The following is a 14,849-nucleotide window of genomic DNA, read 5'->3' on the forward strand; positions in this document are numbered from 1 at the left end:
TTTGCGCCCTTTTTTGACAAACGAGCACAAAAGATTTCAGCAAGCTCTAAAGGAAAATCAGGGAATGGTTTTTTCTATATCAGAGCCTGATTGTGCTTCTGGTGTATCAGAGCCTAATTTTGCTTCTTGTATACCAGAGCCTAATTTTGCTTCTTGTATACCAGAGCCTGATTTTCCTTCTAACGCTTCTAATTTTCTCTCCAAAAGGGTTAATTTTTCACTGATATCTGACAATATTTTGCTTTGAGCGTCAAATTCTTCACGATTAATCAAATTAAGACGTGGCAGCTGAGCCTGCAATGCATTCCCGACTTTTTTTTCAATATTGTCTTTAAATCGATTAGCAGTTTCAGGCAAAGACCCCTGCACTTTTTTGGTGATCATTTCAACTATTTTTAGACCAAACATATATGCCTCTCTAAGCGAAACTACCCTGTAATGAGAATATAGTAGACTTCTCGCATAATGTAGAATTCGCGCCACGCAGTGGCATTATGAAAGAAGTCTATTTCAGTGTAATACCCACTTCATTATAAGATAAAGCGCTATCTGTGCAATTTTAATGCAATACAAAAAATTTCTAACAGACTCTAAGATTGCTTGGGTAAATGATTAACGCTATAGTTCTGCACCTTCTTTTCAAGGTGGTACCCTGTGATATACCCACAGTCCTTCAAGTTGCCGCTGGCGGCCAGGGCGTGAGACCGATGAGCGCGTAGATAGACCATGAGGGCAAACACCCTCAGCCAACAACGCAGCGGCTTCAAAGGCGAAGGGTATAACTCCGTTGTAACAACCTGTAATGGCTCATTCAATGAGGTTTTTGCTGTGAATCAATCACCACTTTTTGAATTCGGGGATGCTCCCAAACGGGTAAAACAAGCATTGGACGCTTTACGTGAGGGACGTGGCGTCATGGTGCTGGATGACGAAAATCGTGAAAATGAAGGTGACATAATTTTTGCGGCAGAAACAATGACAGAAGAACAAATGGCACTGACTATCCGTCATGGCAGTGGCATCGTGTGCCTTTGCATCACCGATGAACGCCGTAAACAACTCGAATTGCCCATGATGGTCAGTCAGAATTCGAGCCAATTTCAAACCGCATTTACCGTAACGATTGAAGCGGCAAAGGGCGTCACAACTGGCGTTTCTGCCGCTGATAGACTGAAAACTATCCAAGCTGCCATCGCGGATAATGCTAAACCGACTGATCTACACCGGCCTGGCCATGTCTTCCCATTGCGTGCCGAAGCAGAAGGTGTCATCAAACGCCGTGGGCACACAGAGGCGGCTATCGATTTAGCACAATTAGCCGGTTTCAACCCCTTTGGTGTGTTATGTGAATTGACTAACGACGATGGCAGCATGGCGCGCATGCCAGAAGTTATTCAATTTGCCAAGCAGCATAATATGCCCGTTTTGACCATTGAAGATCTTGTCAGCTATCGGCTAGCTAATCCAAAATAATATGTGGATAAAAACGTGATAAATCTTGGGTGATTAATGATCGGTCTTCACGTAAGCCGATACCGCAGGGCTTATCATTAACCAACCAACTACCAATTAAGGTGTGGTTTTCACCAAACTTAGGTAATGAATGGAATTGCTGCACAATCATGCCTTCCTTGCCATAAGGACCATCGACTTGCAATACTTGTTGGCCGTTTTTGATGATCTGAATATTAGCCCCTTCGCGTGAAAATAACGGCTTGATAACATAGCTATCCATTGATGGGTGATCATCGTCAGCGAAATAAGCAGGCAACAAATTAGGGTGACCAGGAAACATTTCCCATAACAAGGGTAATAGTGCTTTATTGGAAATGATGCTTTTCCAAGCCGGTTCGAGCCAACGTGCGCCGGCGTTTTTTAACTTGGTGGAAAATTCATCACGAAACATGAATTCCCAAGGGTATAATTTAAAAAAATTACAGATTACCTGATTATCTAAATCGATAAATTGTCCCTTTTCTTTATTTATACCAATCTCGTTTATAAACAAAAATTTAGTCGATAAACCCGCTTCCTGCGCACAATCTTCTAGGTATTTTACCGTAGCGCGGTCTTCTATCGAATCCTGGCAGCAAGTCAAATGTAATGAATGAAATCCCTCCTTTTCCTTTAATTCAATAAAACGTTCAATCAATTTATCTTGTAAGCTATTGTATTGATCGGCATTCACAGGCAAATGGCCGGCTTTAATCTGATCTTCCAACCACATCCACTGAAAAAATGCGGTTTCATATAACGAAGTGGGGGTATCTGCATTATTTTCTAACAACTTAGCCGGGTTTTTACCGTCATAAGCCAAATCAAGACGAGAATAAAGACAGGGTTGCCGGGGATGCCATGAAGCGCGTAAAAAAGACCAACAATGTTGAGGGATGCTAAATTTAGTCAACAACTTATCACTATGAATAACTTTTTCCACTACGTCTAAACACCTTTCATGCAACTCAACGCTAGTGTCTTCCAGCTCTTCAATTTGAGCCGAAGAAAATTGGTAATAAGCGTCTTCACACCAGTAGGGTTGATCATACATCGTATGAAAATCGAAACCGTATTCGTTGGCTTTTTCACGCCAATCAGGGCGTTCACTAATCTCTACACGTTTCATTTTTTAAACCTTAACTCCCCATACTACGAACACGAGAGCTTGATGAAGTGCGCTCATTCTTACGCTGCATTGATGCCTGCTTGGCTACCGATTCACCGAATCCACCGCGCGTAATGGTATTCGTCACCGTAGGTTTAGGAGCCATTGCTGTTTTAGGTACTGTCATAGTGCGACCCGGTGTGGCGGCACCATAGCTTTTACCACTGGCATCAACAAATTTACCGTTAGCAGGGCTGTTAGGCGCTTGAGAAGTAAACAAGGGTTGTGGAGAACCCCCGCCCCCCATCAAACGCCCCATCATATAACCCGCCAATAATGGCATCCACGGGCTACTTCCTTCAGTAGCAGCAGTAGCAGTTGTCCCCCCTGCTTGAGCAGGAGCTGGGGTACTAGTCGAAGGTTGAATACATTGATTTTCACCAAACTCAGCCACACAATCAGCACGGCTGGCATACTTAGGCGCTGTTCTTTCTGCTTCTTTCAACGCATCATGATAGGCTTTAGCGCACTGATTTTCTTTCGATGGATTGGCTTTTGAACAATCGTCAGCATTTTGATACATCGCCACCGTTTCATCCGTTTGTTCACATCCGGTTAATATAAAAACGGCACTCATGGACAAAGCTAAAGGAGCAAGACGATAATAGCGCCAAGATTTACGAAATTTTTCTCGATTAATATTTTTACTCCGTTTCATCGTAATTCATCCTATTGTTATTGATAGAGTGGCTCAAAAATAGACGCCTTGCCAGGGGTTTGAAGTCAAAGCGCCCGCGGAACACAGTAACCTCAGTGTACAATCAGTACATGAGGATTGCGAGCACCGGTAACGCAGAAATTCATACCGCGCAGTAGGTTATGTAAAAGCCTGTTCGAAATCTAAAGTATCAGCAAGCACAAGAGATTTCGAACAGGCTCTTAGAGCCCGTTTTGACCAAGTATCGATGGAATGTTAACATTCTTTTTTAAGCAAGCTGGTGATTATTCAGATGGGAAAAAACGTCGTCGTATTAGGCACTCAATGGGGTGATGAAGGCAAAGGCAAGATTGTAGACTTATTGACAAAACAGGCTAAATATGTCGTTCGCTATCAAGGCGGTCATAACGCCGGGCATACATTAATAGTCAATAATGAAAAAACCGTTCTTCATTTGATCCCTTCCGGCATCTTGTGTGAAAACGTGACCAGTATTATCGCTAACGGTGTCGTTTTGGATCCCGCCGCTTTAATCAAAGAGATCGATGGGCTTATAAAACGTGGGATCCCTGTAGAAGAGAGACTTAAAATCTCGGCAGCCTGTCCTTTGATCCTGCCTTACCATGCTGCTTTGGATAACGCGCGGGAAAAGAAACTGGGAGGGCAGGCAATTGGCACCACGGGTCGAGGTATCGGCCCCGCTTATGAAGATAAAGTCGCGCGGCGCGGATTACGGGTTTGTGATTTATTAAATAAAGAAACCTTTGCTACTAAACTCAAAGAAATTGTCGATTACCATAACTTTCAATTAGTCCATTACTACCAAACAGACGCCATTGATTACCAAAAAGTATTGAATGACGTATCCACCGTTGCTGATCGTTTAATTGCCATGATGATTGATGTAACGCAAATATTAGATGAAGGTCGTAAAAAGGGAGAGGCGATTCTGTTTGAAGGTGCTCAGGGTACGTTGCTCGATATTGACCATGGTACTTATCCCTATGTGACTTCTTCTAACACCACTGCCGGTGGGGTTGCTGCGGGTTCAGGCATCGGACCTGCTCATATCGATTATATTTTGGGTATCGTTAAAGCCTATTCAACACGTGTAGGCGCAGGGCCTTTTCCTACCGAGCTCAACGATGAAATCGGTAGCTATCTAAGTGAAACAGGAAAAGAACTCGGCGCCACAACCGGGCGTAAACGCCGTACCGGCTGGTTAGATATAGTCGCGGTACGCCGCGCGGTTCAAATCAACTCACTTTCCGGTTTTTGTTTGACTAAATTAGATGTGTTAGATGGTTTGGATGAAATAAAAATCTGTACCGGCTACAAAAATAAAAAGGGTAAAGAAATCGCAAACACCCCGTCGTCAATAGAAATCTGGCAAACAATAGAACCCATTTATGAAACTCTGCCAGGCTGGTCAGAAAAAACTCATAGGGTAACAGAGTATGAAAAATTACCCCAAAATGCGCGGAGTTATATTGAACATATTGAAAAGCTGACAGGGATACCAGTCGACATCATCTCTACCGGAGCGGAGCGGAGTGAAACCATCATCCGTCGTAATCCATTCAACACATAGCATTAGACTTCATTGCAAAACCGTGGTTTGGGGCGCGCGATCTATACCCTTCGCCTTTGAAGTTGCCGCTAAGCGGCCAGGGGTAAGGCCGATGAGCGTAGATAGACCATGAGGGCAGCACCCGCAGCCAACAACACTGCGGCTTCAAAGGCAAAGGGGATACAGGTAGTACATGACAGAGGATGAGTGATCGCTGCCAACGTATATTTAATGCAGCGCTACATTCCATACACCACATACGCAAAAGTCAAATGAAAACATTTCATGCTGATGATAATGGAGAGACCAGTTTAATGTCACAGGATCCATTCTTAGAAAGAGAAAGAGAAAAATACGGCTCACCTATCCCCAGCCGCGAGTTTATTTTAGCGCATCTGACAAAACGTGAAACCCCCGCCCGACGTGAAGAAATAGCTAAAGAGCTGAATTTATCCAGTGATGAATCCCTTGAGGCACTTCGGCGACGTCTACGCGCAATGGAGCGTGATGGCCAATTGGTGTTTACACGCCGCCAATGCTACGCCTTACCAGAAAGGCTTGATCTGTTGCGTGGTACTGTTATTGGTCACCGTGACGGATATGGTTTTTTACGCATTGAAGGCAGCAAAGATGATCTTTACCTCTCCGCTGAACAAATGAAAACGGCGATCCATGGCGATCTGGTGTTAGCTCAACCTTTAGTCTGCGACCGCAAGGGGCGTCGTGAAGCACGGATTGTCAGGATACTCGTTCCCAAAACAAGCCAAATTGTTGGGCGCTACTTCACTGACGCAGGTACCGGTTTTGTCGCTCCTGATGATAGTCACCTCAGTTTTGATATTCTGATCCCTGCTGATGATGCTATTTGCGGTGTGCGTATGGGCACTGTGGTAGTTGTTGAACTCACCCAACGCCCAACGCGCCGCACTAAAGCGGTTGGCAAAATAGTGGAAGTATTAGGTGATAAGATGGGCACTAGCATGGCGATAGACATTGCCTTACGTCGCTATGAGATCCCTTATATATTGCCATCGGCAGTAGAAAAAGAATTAGCGAAGCTGCAAAAAGACGTGCCAGAAGAGGCAAAAAAAGGACGGGTTGATTTACGTCACCTCCCATTGCTCACCATTGATGGCGAAGATGCCCGTGATTTTGATGATGCGGTTTATTGTGAAAAAGAATGCAGCGGAGGCTGGCGCCTGTGGGTTGCTATCGCTGATGTCAGTTATTACGTACGCCCACAAACCGCATTGGACGATGAAGCACGCAGTCGCGGCAATTCTGTTTACTTTCCGTCACAAGTGATCCCGATGCTACCAGAAGTATTGTCTAATGGTTTGTGTTCACTTAATCCACAGGTCGATCGCTTGTGTATGGTATGTGAAATGGTCATCGACGTGCAGGAACAACTCTGCTCTTACCAATTTTATGAAGCCGTCATGAACTCTCATGCACGTTTAACCTATACCAAAGTCTGGAAAATCATTGAGGGTGATCCAGCGTTGCGTGCGCAATATCAGCCACTGGTGCCACATCTGGAACAACTGCATGCAATGTATAAAATATTGGATAAAGCCCGAGCAAAACGAGGGGGCATCGCTTTTGAAAAAGAAGAAGCTAAATTTATCTTTAACGCCGAGCAACGCATTGAGCGCATCGAACACGTAGTACGTAATGATGCGCATAAATTGATCGAAGAATGTATGATTTTGGCCAACATTGCCGCAGCATCTTTTGTAGAAAAACATAAAGAGCCGGCGCTATTTCGTGTGCACGACCGACCAAGTGATGATCATATTGAAGCACTGCGTAGCGTATTAAATGAGTTAGGGATAACCTTAGGCGGTGGTTTAAAACCACAATCGAAAGATTATGCCGTATTGATGGATGAAATCGCGGATCGACCCGATCATCATAGGCTACAAACTATGTTATTACGCTCGATGAAACAGGCAATTTATGATCCGGAAAATCGAGGGCATTTCGGCTTAGCGCTCAATTCATATGGGCATTTCACCTCACCCATCCGACGTTATCCTGATCTCGCTCTGCATCGAGCGATTAAATATCAATTAGCACAGTCAATAACCGCCCAGAAAGAGTGCTGGACAGCAGGGGGTGGTTGGCACAGTGATCACAACGATATGTTACAGTTGGGTCAACATTGCTCAATGGCAGAACGCCGAGCGGATGACGCTACGCGGGATGTTGCTGACTGGCTGAAATGTGATTTTATGCTCGATCAAGTAGGGCAAACATTTACCGGTATTATCGCTGCGGTGACTGGATTTGGCTTTTTCGTCCGTTTGGACGATCTTTTCATCGACGGTTTAGTCCATGTTTCCAGTTTAGATAATGATTACTATCGTTATGACAACATTGGTCAACGCCTTACCGGCGAAGCCTCAGGGAAGGCCTACCATTTAGGCGATACAGTAGAAATTCGGGTAGAGGCCGTACACCTCGATGAACGTAAAATTGATTTTTCTTTGGTTTCTAGCCTCCGTAAGCCACGAAGAGAAGGTAAAACCAAACGAGATAAAGCGAAGAAAAACAACACAAGAATGTCACGCGATGATGGTTTAGCAATAAGTAATACAACCGTCACAAAGAAAAAAGCCAATAAGGCACGGAAAAAATGAGCAAGCAGAAAAAATTCCGACAGGCTCTAATAAAGCAAATCATCTCGTTGAGAAAAATGAATAATCAATGCTAAAAAATCATCCGGATGAGACATAAACGGAACATGAGCCGCGTTATCTATAATCGCTGATTGTGTTGTTGGCCATGCACCATCGAGCAAGGTAGCCACTCTAGAAGGGACTAACTCATCTCGATCACCATAAATACGTAAAAAAGGCACTGAACAATGAGCCAATGCCGAACGCAGATCGGTGGTTTGCACTATTTCTAATCCCCTTATCAGCACCTCAGCACTTTGCTGATAGCTCACCAATGATTTCAGAAATTTGGTATCTTTTCGTGCACTGGCAATACCCAACGTCTGTAATGATAAAAAGCGTTCAATAGTACGCGGAAAATTATCATGCAATTGTTGCTTAAATCCAGCCAGTATTTCTGGCTTGATCCCAGGCCAATCACCTTGTGCACTAAAACAAGGTGAAGAAGAAACCGTGATAAGTCCTTATATCTTGATCATTAGCTTTCAAAGGTTGATGCTCCCCGACTGATCATCGCGATGTCACCGGTGAGTTTGGGTAAGTCCTTAAGCTTAAAGCTTGTTGAATAGATAAAACCCCGGTGACATATTCATCATCGCCTTCAAGACCGAACGGTATCTTGTGCTTCGAGCACCTATTTATAAGGATGATCTTGGCGAATTCTCTGATTTTTACTGTCATGTCTGGAGTGTCTCTGATGGACAAAACCCCCGTCGGTATTGATATAGCAAAATTAAAGTTCGATGTGGCTGTCTGGATTGAAAGAAAAAAATACAAAACAAAAGTGTTTGATAATACCCCCTCCGGTTTTAGCGACTTGCTGAAGTGGCTACTTCCTTACGGTGACTGCCACATTTGTCTGGAAGCAACCAGCCATTACAGTCTGCCACTGGCCACTTTTTTGGTGGATAACGGGGTTGAGGTCAGTGTGGAAAACCCCGCCCGCATTCATGCCTTTGCTCAAAGTGAGCTGAGTCGTAATAAAACGGACCAAGGGGATGCGAAGATGATTGCCCGTTATTGCGCGCTTTATTCACCCGCACGCTGGTTTCCCGCCCCGTTAAATGAACGTCAGCTTACTGCACTGATACGTCGTCTTAATCATTTAGTCGAAATGAAACAGATGGAATATAACCGAAAAGAGGGCGCAGATGAAATCGTCCAGCCTTTTTTGACAGAAAGTATCTGTGCATTAGAAAAGCAAATACGCGAGATAAAACAAAAAATTAAACAGCATATCAATGACTCCCCCGAGCTGAAAAAAAATAAGCAGCTCTTGGAAAGTATTCCCGGTATAGGCGAAATATTGAGTGCCACTTTATTGGCGTTTGTCGGTGATGTATCAAAATTCACTAGCAGCAAGCAAGTGGTAGCCTACGCAGGGCTTAATCCGAAACTGTGCGAATCAGGCGTATTTAAAGGACGAAGCCGTCTCTCAAAAATCGGGTGTACAGAACTCAGAAAAGCACTATACATGCCAGCCCTTACCTCAATCACTTATAACCCAATAATAAAGTCTCAATGGGAACGGTTGGTAAAACGCAATAAAGGAGGAAAAATAGGCGTCTGTGCTGCAATGCGCAAATTACTTCAACTGGCGTATGGCGTGCTGAAATCAGGCGTCCCTTTTGATGAAAAAATAGCGCTTGCAAAGACGTAGGCAAGACGGTATCTATCACCTGTTCTGGCTGGTTCAGTGCAATCTGACTCGCAACCAGTCCTCCCATCGACCATCCTAACCACAGTGCTTTTTCTGGCGCTTGATTCAGTACCACAGTCGCCATCTCGCTAAGAGACATATCACCATATCCACTACTGCGGCCATAGCCAGGAAGATCGACTAAATGCAAGCGAAAATGCGGCGCAAGTCGATTAATTATGCAATGCCATATATCAGCGTTCAGTCCCCATCCGTGTAACAACACAAAATCACGCTTTCCTTCACCACAAGTATGCCAATAGAGCGCTGTCATAAACTATTATACCCTTCGCCTTTGTGTTGGCTGCAAGTGCTCGCCCTCATGGTATTTCCAGGCTCATCGGTCTCACCCCCTGGCAGCCGAAGGCAACTTCAAAGGCGAAGGGTATATCCTTTTTATATCCATCATTGTTTTCATCATCAAGGAAGAAGATTATGTTCACTATCGCCAGCCAATGTTGGCTTTGCCGACAACCCTTATATTTGTTCCATCATGGTATTTGCTGTTTTTGTCTACGGAATTTAATCAATCAATCGTCATGCTGTATTGGTTGTGGCTTGCCTTCAACACAGCGGTACTTACTCTGTGGGCGTTGTTTACGTGACCCGCCTTGCTGGCAAAGCCTTACCTTTGTCAGTCACTATCAACCCCCTATCAGCACGCTGATAAAAAAAATGAAATTTGATGGAGTGACACAATTGGCTCCGATACTGGCGCGGCTACTGTTGTTACGCTGGCTACAGGAAAAGCATCGTGGATCAATGATAAAACCGCAACGTATCATCAGCACTCCCCTACATAAATATCGTTGTTGGCGACGGGGATTTAATCAAAGCGATTTATTAGCCCGCCCCTTGGCGCGTTGGCTCAATTGTGATTATCACCCTGGCAGTTTAATACGTTTATACCCTACGCCATCACAGCGGGAATTGAGTGCTACCACCCGCCGAAAAAATTTACGCGGGGTATTTCATTGTACTGATAATGTTCGTGGACAGCATCTCGCGCTATTAGATGATGTGATAACCACCGGCAGCACGATGAAAGAAATGGCTAAATTACTTCTGGCGCAGGGAGCGACATCCGTACAAGTATGGTGTCTTTGCCGAACCTTGTAGTTTACCTTGGCCTTTCAAGTTACGGCGGCGTTGGCTGCCGGCGCTCGCCTCATCAGGTAGCATGTCTACGCTCATCGGTCGGGCGCCCTGGCCGCCTTGCCGTAACTCGAAATTCATTGGGTATATGTCATCAAGCAGCGTATCATATGCCCTTCGCCTTTGAAGTAGTATATCTACGCTCATCGGTCTCACACCCTGGTAGCGGCAACTTGAAGAACTGTGGGTATAACCAGCATAGCAGGAAATTAATTAGCGAGTTAATCTATGATTAAAATAACAGAGCAGGCGCAAAACCACTTTAGCAAATTATTGGCCAATCAAGAGACAGGCACTCAAATTCGAGTATTTGTTATCAACCCAGGCACCCCCACGGCGGAATGCGGCGTGTCTTATTGCCCGCCAGATGCCATCGAAGCCAGCGATACTGAGCTGAAATTTGATCCTTTTTCTGTCTTTGTTGATCAATTGAGTGCACCTTTTTTGGTTGACGCAGAAATTGATTTTATTACTGACCAGCTAGGCTCTCAACTCACGTTGAAGGCACCTAATGCAAAAATGCGTAAAGTGGCCGATGATGCGCCCTTGATGGAACGGGTAGAGTACGTTTTACAATCAAAAATCAACCCACAATTGGCCAGTCACGGCGGGCGAGTAACGCTAATGGAAATTACCGACGATGCCTTTGCTGTTTTACAGTTTGGTGGAGGTTGTAACGGTTGTTCTATGGTTGATGTCACTTTAAAAAATGGTATTGAAAAAGAACTATTACAAACCTTCCCTGAATTAAAAGGCGTAAAAGATTCAACCGAGCATCAACGGGGTGAGCATTCTTATTATTAATCATTTTTAATTTACTGATCAGTATCAATTAATCCAAAGCATTTTATGGTGTTGATTATTGTTAATGTCCTTAGAGCCTATTCGAAATCTTTTTTGACGAAGTTCAGTTTAATTTTATTCCGTGTTGTCGTCGCTTGCCGTACTATTTGCACTGTCTGTACTCCTCTGCCTTGAATAAAATTAAACGGATTCGGCTATATCAGCGAGCATAAGAGATTGAAAATAGGTTATTAGCTAATTAGGATCTTGATCACAGAAAGTAGCACAGGACTTTTCAATATGGCTCTCATAAAACAACATGGTAACTTCGCAAACTTTTTTACTCAGCATATTTAATTCAACACCTAATTTGTCTATATTGTCTTGATACAATAGCCCGCTTGTTCCTTTTATAACATCGGATAACATTTCTGATGAAATAATGTTGTTTTTTAGTTGAGCGATAAATGCTTGTTTACTCGCAGCCGATAAAACACTGTGTTCAGAATCCAATTCAAACATTTTGCTAATAGTCACCAAATAACAGGGGATTTTTTTCGCTATGTCTGTCAAAATTTTCATGATACTTGTTGTCATCGTTATTTGCACATAACTACAGATTTGATTCTTGTCTTTATCAGCGGAAAAGTTATTAATTTTTTGATAGTCTTTAACGATCTTTCTCATATCATTAATATCAACAAGTAATTTTTTCAAACCAAGATTGAGAGCAGTAAAAAAATAGGTACCATTAAACTTTTCTTCTATTTTAAATCCACCGTATTCTATAAATTCTTCAAATTTATTTTGTCTAACATCGTCAATTTTATTTTCATGTAACTCTATCACACTGGCCGGTAATTCTATTTTTTTTAATAAAAAACCATCATAGCTCACTTCAATACTTTTCATATTAGTTTCAACATAATCTTCACCGTAAATAACAGTGACTTTATAGTTATTTTTTAATGCAGGACACGTATTATTTTTTAATTCAATTAATGCATTCAGTTGGTCATCTAAACAATTAGAATGTATACGTTTATACAATTTAATCAGTCGTTTTTCTTTATCTTCTAGTAAAAATATTTTTTTGAAAAAATTAACGAATGCATCACGAACCGTTAAATCAGGTTTAAAATCTTCACGATAGACGCCAGTACATAGAGAAAGAACATTGTGATGATTAAAATGTAATGAGTTGTGTGATACATTATTAGATATCATCATATACATTTCCTCACTGTATCGTAAAAATAGTGGTAGTCATAAACCAAACTATTTTTATTAAAAACTTTTAAATCCTTTTAATTAAATATAGAAAAAAAATATTGACCTATTTTTGAAAAAAGGTCATTTTTATTAAAAAAGGAATAGGCAGAACAATCGCGCTATATACCCAATGAATTTCGAGTTACGGCAAGGCGGCCAGGGCGACCGACCGATGAGCGTAGACATACTACGTGATTCGGCGAGCACCCGCAGACAACAAAGCCGTAACTTGAAAGGCGAAGGGTATATCTCCCTAGCGGATTGCCCTGAGATAATTTACTTAACTAAAGCAGATATCATGTGGTTTTACCGATTCAGGCAAGCATGTCTTGCATTATTATTTCCTTGGTTATTGGCTGTTCTTACGCAATCTGCGGGCAGGGCTTATCTGCTGTTCACTCACGGAGCATCTAAAACACTCGAGGATTTTTCTCTAGATGTAACACGAATGTTTTGGATTGGCGGCCTGTTTGATATACGTATCGCCAGTTTGCTTTTTGTTCCTTGCTTATTGATGGCGGGCTGTCTTGCGGTCAGCAACCACAGTTTTCTTATTTGGCAGCGTTTTTGGCTCTGGGTGGCGGCTATTTTAAGCGTAATAGTCCTTATTATGACGGTAGTGAACGTTTTCTATTACGCAACCTACGAACGCTTCATTGATGTTTTTGTATTCGGCTTAATTGAAGATGATACCGTTGCCGTATTAAGCACGGTGTGGCAATCCTATCCGGTTATTGGTGTTTTGTTTTGCCTCGGGCTATTTTCCATTATTGTTTTCTGGTTTTATCGCCGCTGGCAACGTTGGCTCGGCACTAAACCAGAATATAAAATAAGCTTATCGATATCTATTATCATTACCATGGTTATTCTTTTCATCTGCTTTCTTGGTATGCGTGGCTCTGTCGGCACTTTTCCCCTACGTCAGCATGATGTACAGGTTTCAACGATAAAAATGCTGAATATGCTAACGCCAAACGGTTTGATAGCGATGTACTGGGCGGTCAATGCCCACCAAAAAAATAACCAATTTGTCACCGCTACCAATGAAAAAGGCACGGAGTTATTAAGCCGTTTTCTAGAGCGACCTACGCAAGCCAGCTTGACGCCGTTTATCGCTAAGACAGATACAAACCGAGTGGCGAAAAAAAATCCGCCGAATGTGGTGTTGGCTGTTATGGAAAGCATGGGTTACCACTTGCAAAGTTTAGATCACCATCAGCGTGATCTACTTGGAGCACTCCGGCAACACTGGTTAACCGACTGGCATTTTGAGCGTTTTATTTCTGAAGGGGATGGCACCATTGATAGCCTAAATCGCTTCTTTGTCCGTAGTCCAATGAGCAGTATTAGCCAATCTAGCACTCAAACGGCTGCCTTTATCAGTAATATGTTTACACCTTATTTGGCTAACGGATATAAAATTATCTTCGTCACTTCAGGTAACGGCGCATGGCAGAATCTCAACCAATTTCTTCCACGCTTAGGTGTCAGTGAATTTATGGAGCAAAATGGTTTAAAAAAACGCTATCCTGATGCTTCTATCGGAACATGGGGTGTTCCTGATGAATATATGTTTCGTTATATGAAAGAGCGTTTGGCGGAAGCAGACAAAAAAGGCGAACCTATTTTCATGATGTCTATGTCCACCACACATCACCCTCCTTACAAGACACCGACGGGTTATCGCAAAACCGATGTTGAGCTGACTGAAACAGAAAAACAACGTTTGCGTAATTTAGCAACCGACGATGAATTGAAAACCGTGCTGAATACCTTAGCGTACGCCAATGATCAGTTAGGTCTGTTCATCAGTTGGGTTAAATCGCAAGCCCTGGGGACTCACACCATTATCGCTGCTACAGGAGATCATAATATACGTGGTATTGGTTATCCTGATACGCATGAATTGGTTTTAGGTCATGCCGTGCCGTTTTACCTTTATGTTCCTCAGGACTATCGTCAAAACAGTTATTTTGATTCTTCTCGGGTGGGAAGCCATAAAGATATTTTGCCAACGCTCTATCAGCTCAGCCTGTCAGAGACGACATATTATCAAACGGGATGCAATTTACTGTCGAAAACATCAGATAACACCTGGTGTCAAGGTTATAACCCTGAAGTCGCTATCACAGCAGAAGGGGCTTGTATCCTCACAGGGCACAAAGAATTCCGTCCATGGGCAAACCAGAAAGGGCTGCTTCTTGGCGACCCAAAAGACATGACACCTGCGCAGGAGAAACAGTGCAACCGCTGGAGTACTTTTACCGATCTATTGTGGTGGCAGTTAAATCGTCAGGTGGGTGGACAAAAATAACAAACACGCTATGGCATGATGACGGGAAATTTTGTATCACACTAAAATAGAATCG

General features: G+C 43.0%; 12 protein-coding genes and 2 pseudogenes. 7 read left to right on the forward strand and 7 right to left on the reverse strand.

The annotated features are described in order from the left end of the window. Positions 1–57: 57 nt before the first annotated feature. Entirely contained in the window at positions 58–408 is a 351-nt protein-coding gene (locus tag AACL30_RS00575; protein ID WP_339057445.1) for an accessory factor UbiK family protein, read from the reverse strand. Between the two features lie 420 nt (positions 409–828). Between AACL30_RS00575 and ribB the strand changes: the two genes are divergently transcribed. After that, the gene (gene ribB / locus AACL30_RS00580; protein ID WP_339058361.1) at positions 829–1,473 is read left to right on the forward strand and encodes a 3,4-dihydroxy-2-butanone-4-phosphate synthase; all 645 of its coding nucleotides are present in this window, start codon (positions 829–831) and stop codon (positions 1,471–1,473) included. Here the strand turns inward: ribB and AACL30_RS00585 are convergent. Beyond that, positions 1,460–2,623 carry a glutathionylspermidine synthase family protein gene (locus tag AACL30_RS00585; RefSeq protein WP_339057446.1) on the reverse strand — a complete coding sequence of 388 codons (1,164 nt, stop codon included), beginning with the start codon at positions 2,621–2,623 and terminating at the stop codon, positions 1,460–1,462. The two genes, ribB and AACL30_RS00585, sit on opposite strands and share 14 nt — an antisense overlap. Positions 2,624–2,633: 10 nt before the next feature. Continuing rightward, positions 2,634–3,320: a DUF1190 family protein gene (locus AACL30_RS00590; RefSeq protein WP_339057447.1), complete on the reverse strand. Its 687-nt coding sequence runs from the start codon at positions 3,318–3,320 to the stop codon at positions 2,634–2,636. A 292-nt stretch (positions 3,321–3,612) separates the two neighbouring features. On the opposite strand from AACL30_RS00590, the gene AACL30_RS00595 reads away from it, so the two are divergent. Further along, positions 3,613–4,911: an adenylosuccinate synthase gene (locus tag AACL30_RS00595; RefSeq protein ID WP_339057448.1), complete on the forward strand. Its 1,299-nt coding sequence runs from the start codon at positions 3,613–3,615 to the stop codon at positions 4,909–4,911. A gap of 293 nt (positions 4,912–5,204) precedes the next feature. After that, positions 5,205–7,508: pseudogene (rnr, locus tag AACL30_RS00600) on the forward strand (ribonuclease R); the annotation flags it as partial. A 50-nt stretch (positions 7,509–7,558) separates the two neighbouring features. Here the strand turns inward: rnr and AACL30_RS00605 are convergent. Next, a complete protein-coding gene (locus AACL30_RS00605) occupies positions 7,559–7,942 on the reverse strand; it encodes a hypothetical protein (protein ID WP_339057449.1) in 384 nt (127 codons plus the stop codon). 326 nt (positions 7,943–8,268) lie between these two features. Here AACL30_RS00605 and AACL30_RS00610 point away from each other — a divergent pair, with 326 nt between their 5' ends. After that, complete coding sequence (locus tag AACL30_RS00610) at positions 8,269–9,231, forward strand: IS110 family transposase (protein ID WP_339056657.1); 963 nt, start codon at positions 8,269–8,271, stop codon at positions 9,229–9,231. Positions 9,232–9,247: 16 nt separating this feature from the next. Here the strand turns inward: AACL30_RS00610 and AACL30_RS00615 are convergent. Beyond that, a pseudogene (locus AACL30_RS00615) lies at positions 9,248–9,544 on the reverse strand (alpha/beta fold hydrolase); the annotation flags it as partial. A gap of 161 nt (positions 9,545–9,705) precedes the next feature. Between AACL30_RS00615 and gntX the strand changes: the two are divergent. Next, positions 9,706–10,389 (forward strand): DNA utilization protein GntX, encoded by a 684-nt coding sequence (gene gntX, locus AACL30_RS00620; protein WP_339057450.1) that lies wholly within the window; start codon positions 9,706–9,708, stop codon positions 10,387–10,389. Here gntX and AACL30_RS00625 read toward each other — a convergent pair. Then, the gene (locus AACL30_RS00625; protein ID WP_339057451.1) at positions 10,330–10,572 is read right to left on the reverse strand and encodes a hypothetical protein; all 243 of its coding nucleotides are present in this window, start codon (positions 10,570–10,572) and stop codon (positions 10,330–10,332) included. The two genes, gntX and AACL30_RS00625, sit on opposite strands and share 60 nt — an antisense overlap. Before the next feature lie 81 nt (positions 10,573–10,653). Here AACL30_RS00625 and nfuA point away from each other — a divergent pair, with 81 nt between their 5' ends. Next, a complete protein-coding gene (nfuA, locus tag AACL30_RS00630; RefSeq protein WP_006704391.1) occupies positions 10,654–11,229 on the forward strand; it encodes a Fe-S biogenesis protein NfuA in 576 nt (191 codons plus the stop codon). 234 nt (positions 11,230–11,463) lie between these two features. On the opposite strand, the gene AACL30_RS00635 is transcribed toward nfuA, so the two are convergent. After that, positions 11,464–12,438 carry a hypothetical protein gene (locus AACL30_RS00635; RefSeq protein ID WP_339057452.1) on the reverse strand — a complete coding sequence of 325 codons (975 nt, stop codon included), beginning with the start codon at positions 12,436–12,438 and terminating at the stop codon, positions 11,464–11,466. A gap of 340 nt (positions 12,439–12,778) precedes the next feature. Here AACL30_RS00635 and AACL30_RS00640 point away from each other — a divergent pair, with 340 nt between their 5' ends. Further along, positions 12,779–14,794: an LTA synthase family protein gene (locus tag AACL30_RS00640; RefSeq protein ID WP_339058362.1), complete on the forward strand. Its 2,016-nt coding sequence runs from the start codon at positions 12,779–12,781 to the stop codon at positions 14,792–14,794. Positions 14,795–14,849 lie beyond the last annotated feature (55 nt).

It is taken from the genome of Candidatus Regiella endosymbiont of Tuberolachnus salignus (genome assembly GCF_964020115.1).
Taxonomy (GTDB): domain Bacteria; phylum Pseudomonadota; class Gammaproteobacteria; order Enterobacterales; family Enterobacteriaceae; genus Regiella; species Regiella insecticola.

Bases quoted from the DNA above. Each gene is read 5' to 3' on its own strand.
- AACL30_RS00575 (WP_339057445.1), bottom strand. From the start codon at position 408: ATGTTTGGTCTAAAAATAGTTGAAATGATCACCAAAAAAGTGCAGGGG.
- AACL30_RS00585 (WP_339057446.1), bottom strand. From the start codon at position 2,623: ATGAAACGTGTAGAGATTAGTGAACGCCCTGATTGGCGTGAAAAAGCC.
- AACL30_RS00590 (WP_339057447.1), bottom strand. From the start codon at position 3,320: ATGAAACGGAGTAAAAATATTAATCGAGAAAAATTTCGTAAATCTTGG.
- AACL30_RS00595 (WP_339057448.1), top strand. From the start codon at position 3,613: ATGGGAAAAAACGTCGTCGTATTAGGCACTCAATGGGGTGATGAAGGC.
- AACL30_RS00610 (WP_339056657.1), top strand. From the start codon at position 8,269: ATGGACAAAACCCCCGTCGGTATTGATATAGCAAAATTAAAGTTCGAT.
- gntX (WP_339057450.1), top strand. From the start codon at position 9,706: ATGTTCACTATCGCCAGCCAATGTTGGCTTTGCCGACAACCCTTATAT.
- AACL30_RS00625 (WP_339057451.1), bottom strand. From the start codon at position 10,572: ATGAGCGTAGATATACTACTTCAAAGGCGAAGGGCATATGATACGCTG.
- nfuA (WP_006704391.1), top strand. From the start codon at position 10,654: ATGATTAAAATAACAGAGCAGGCGCAAAACCACTTTAGCAAATTATTG.
- AACL30_RS00635 (WP_339057452.1), bottom strand. From the start codon at position 12,438: ATGATGATATCTAATAATGTATCACACAACTCATTACATTTTAATCAT.
- AACL30_RS00640 (WP_339058362.1), top strand. From the start codon at position 12,779: ATGTGGTTTTACCGATTCAGGCAAGCATGTCTTGCATTATTATTTCCT.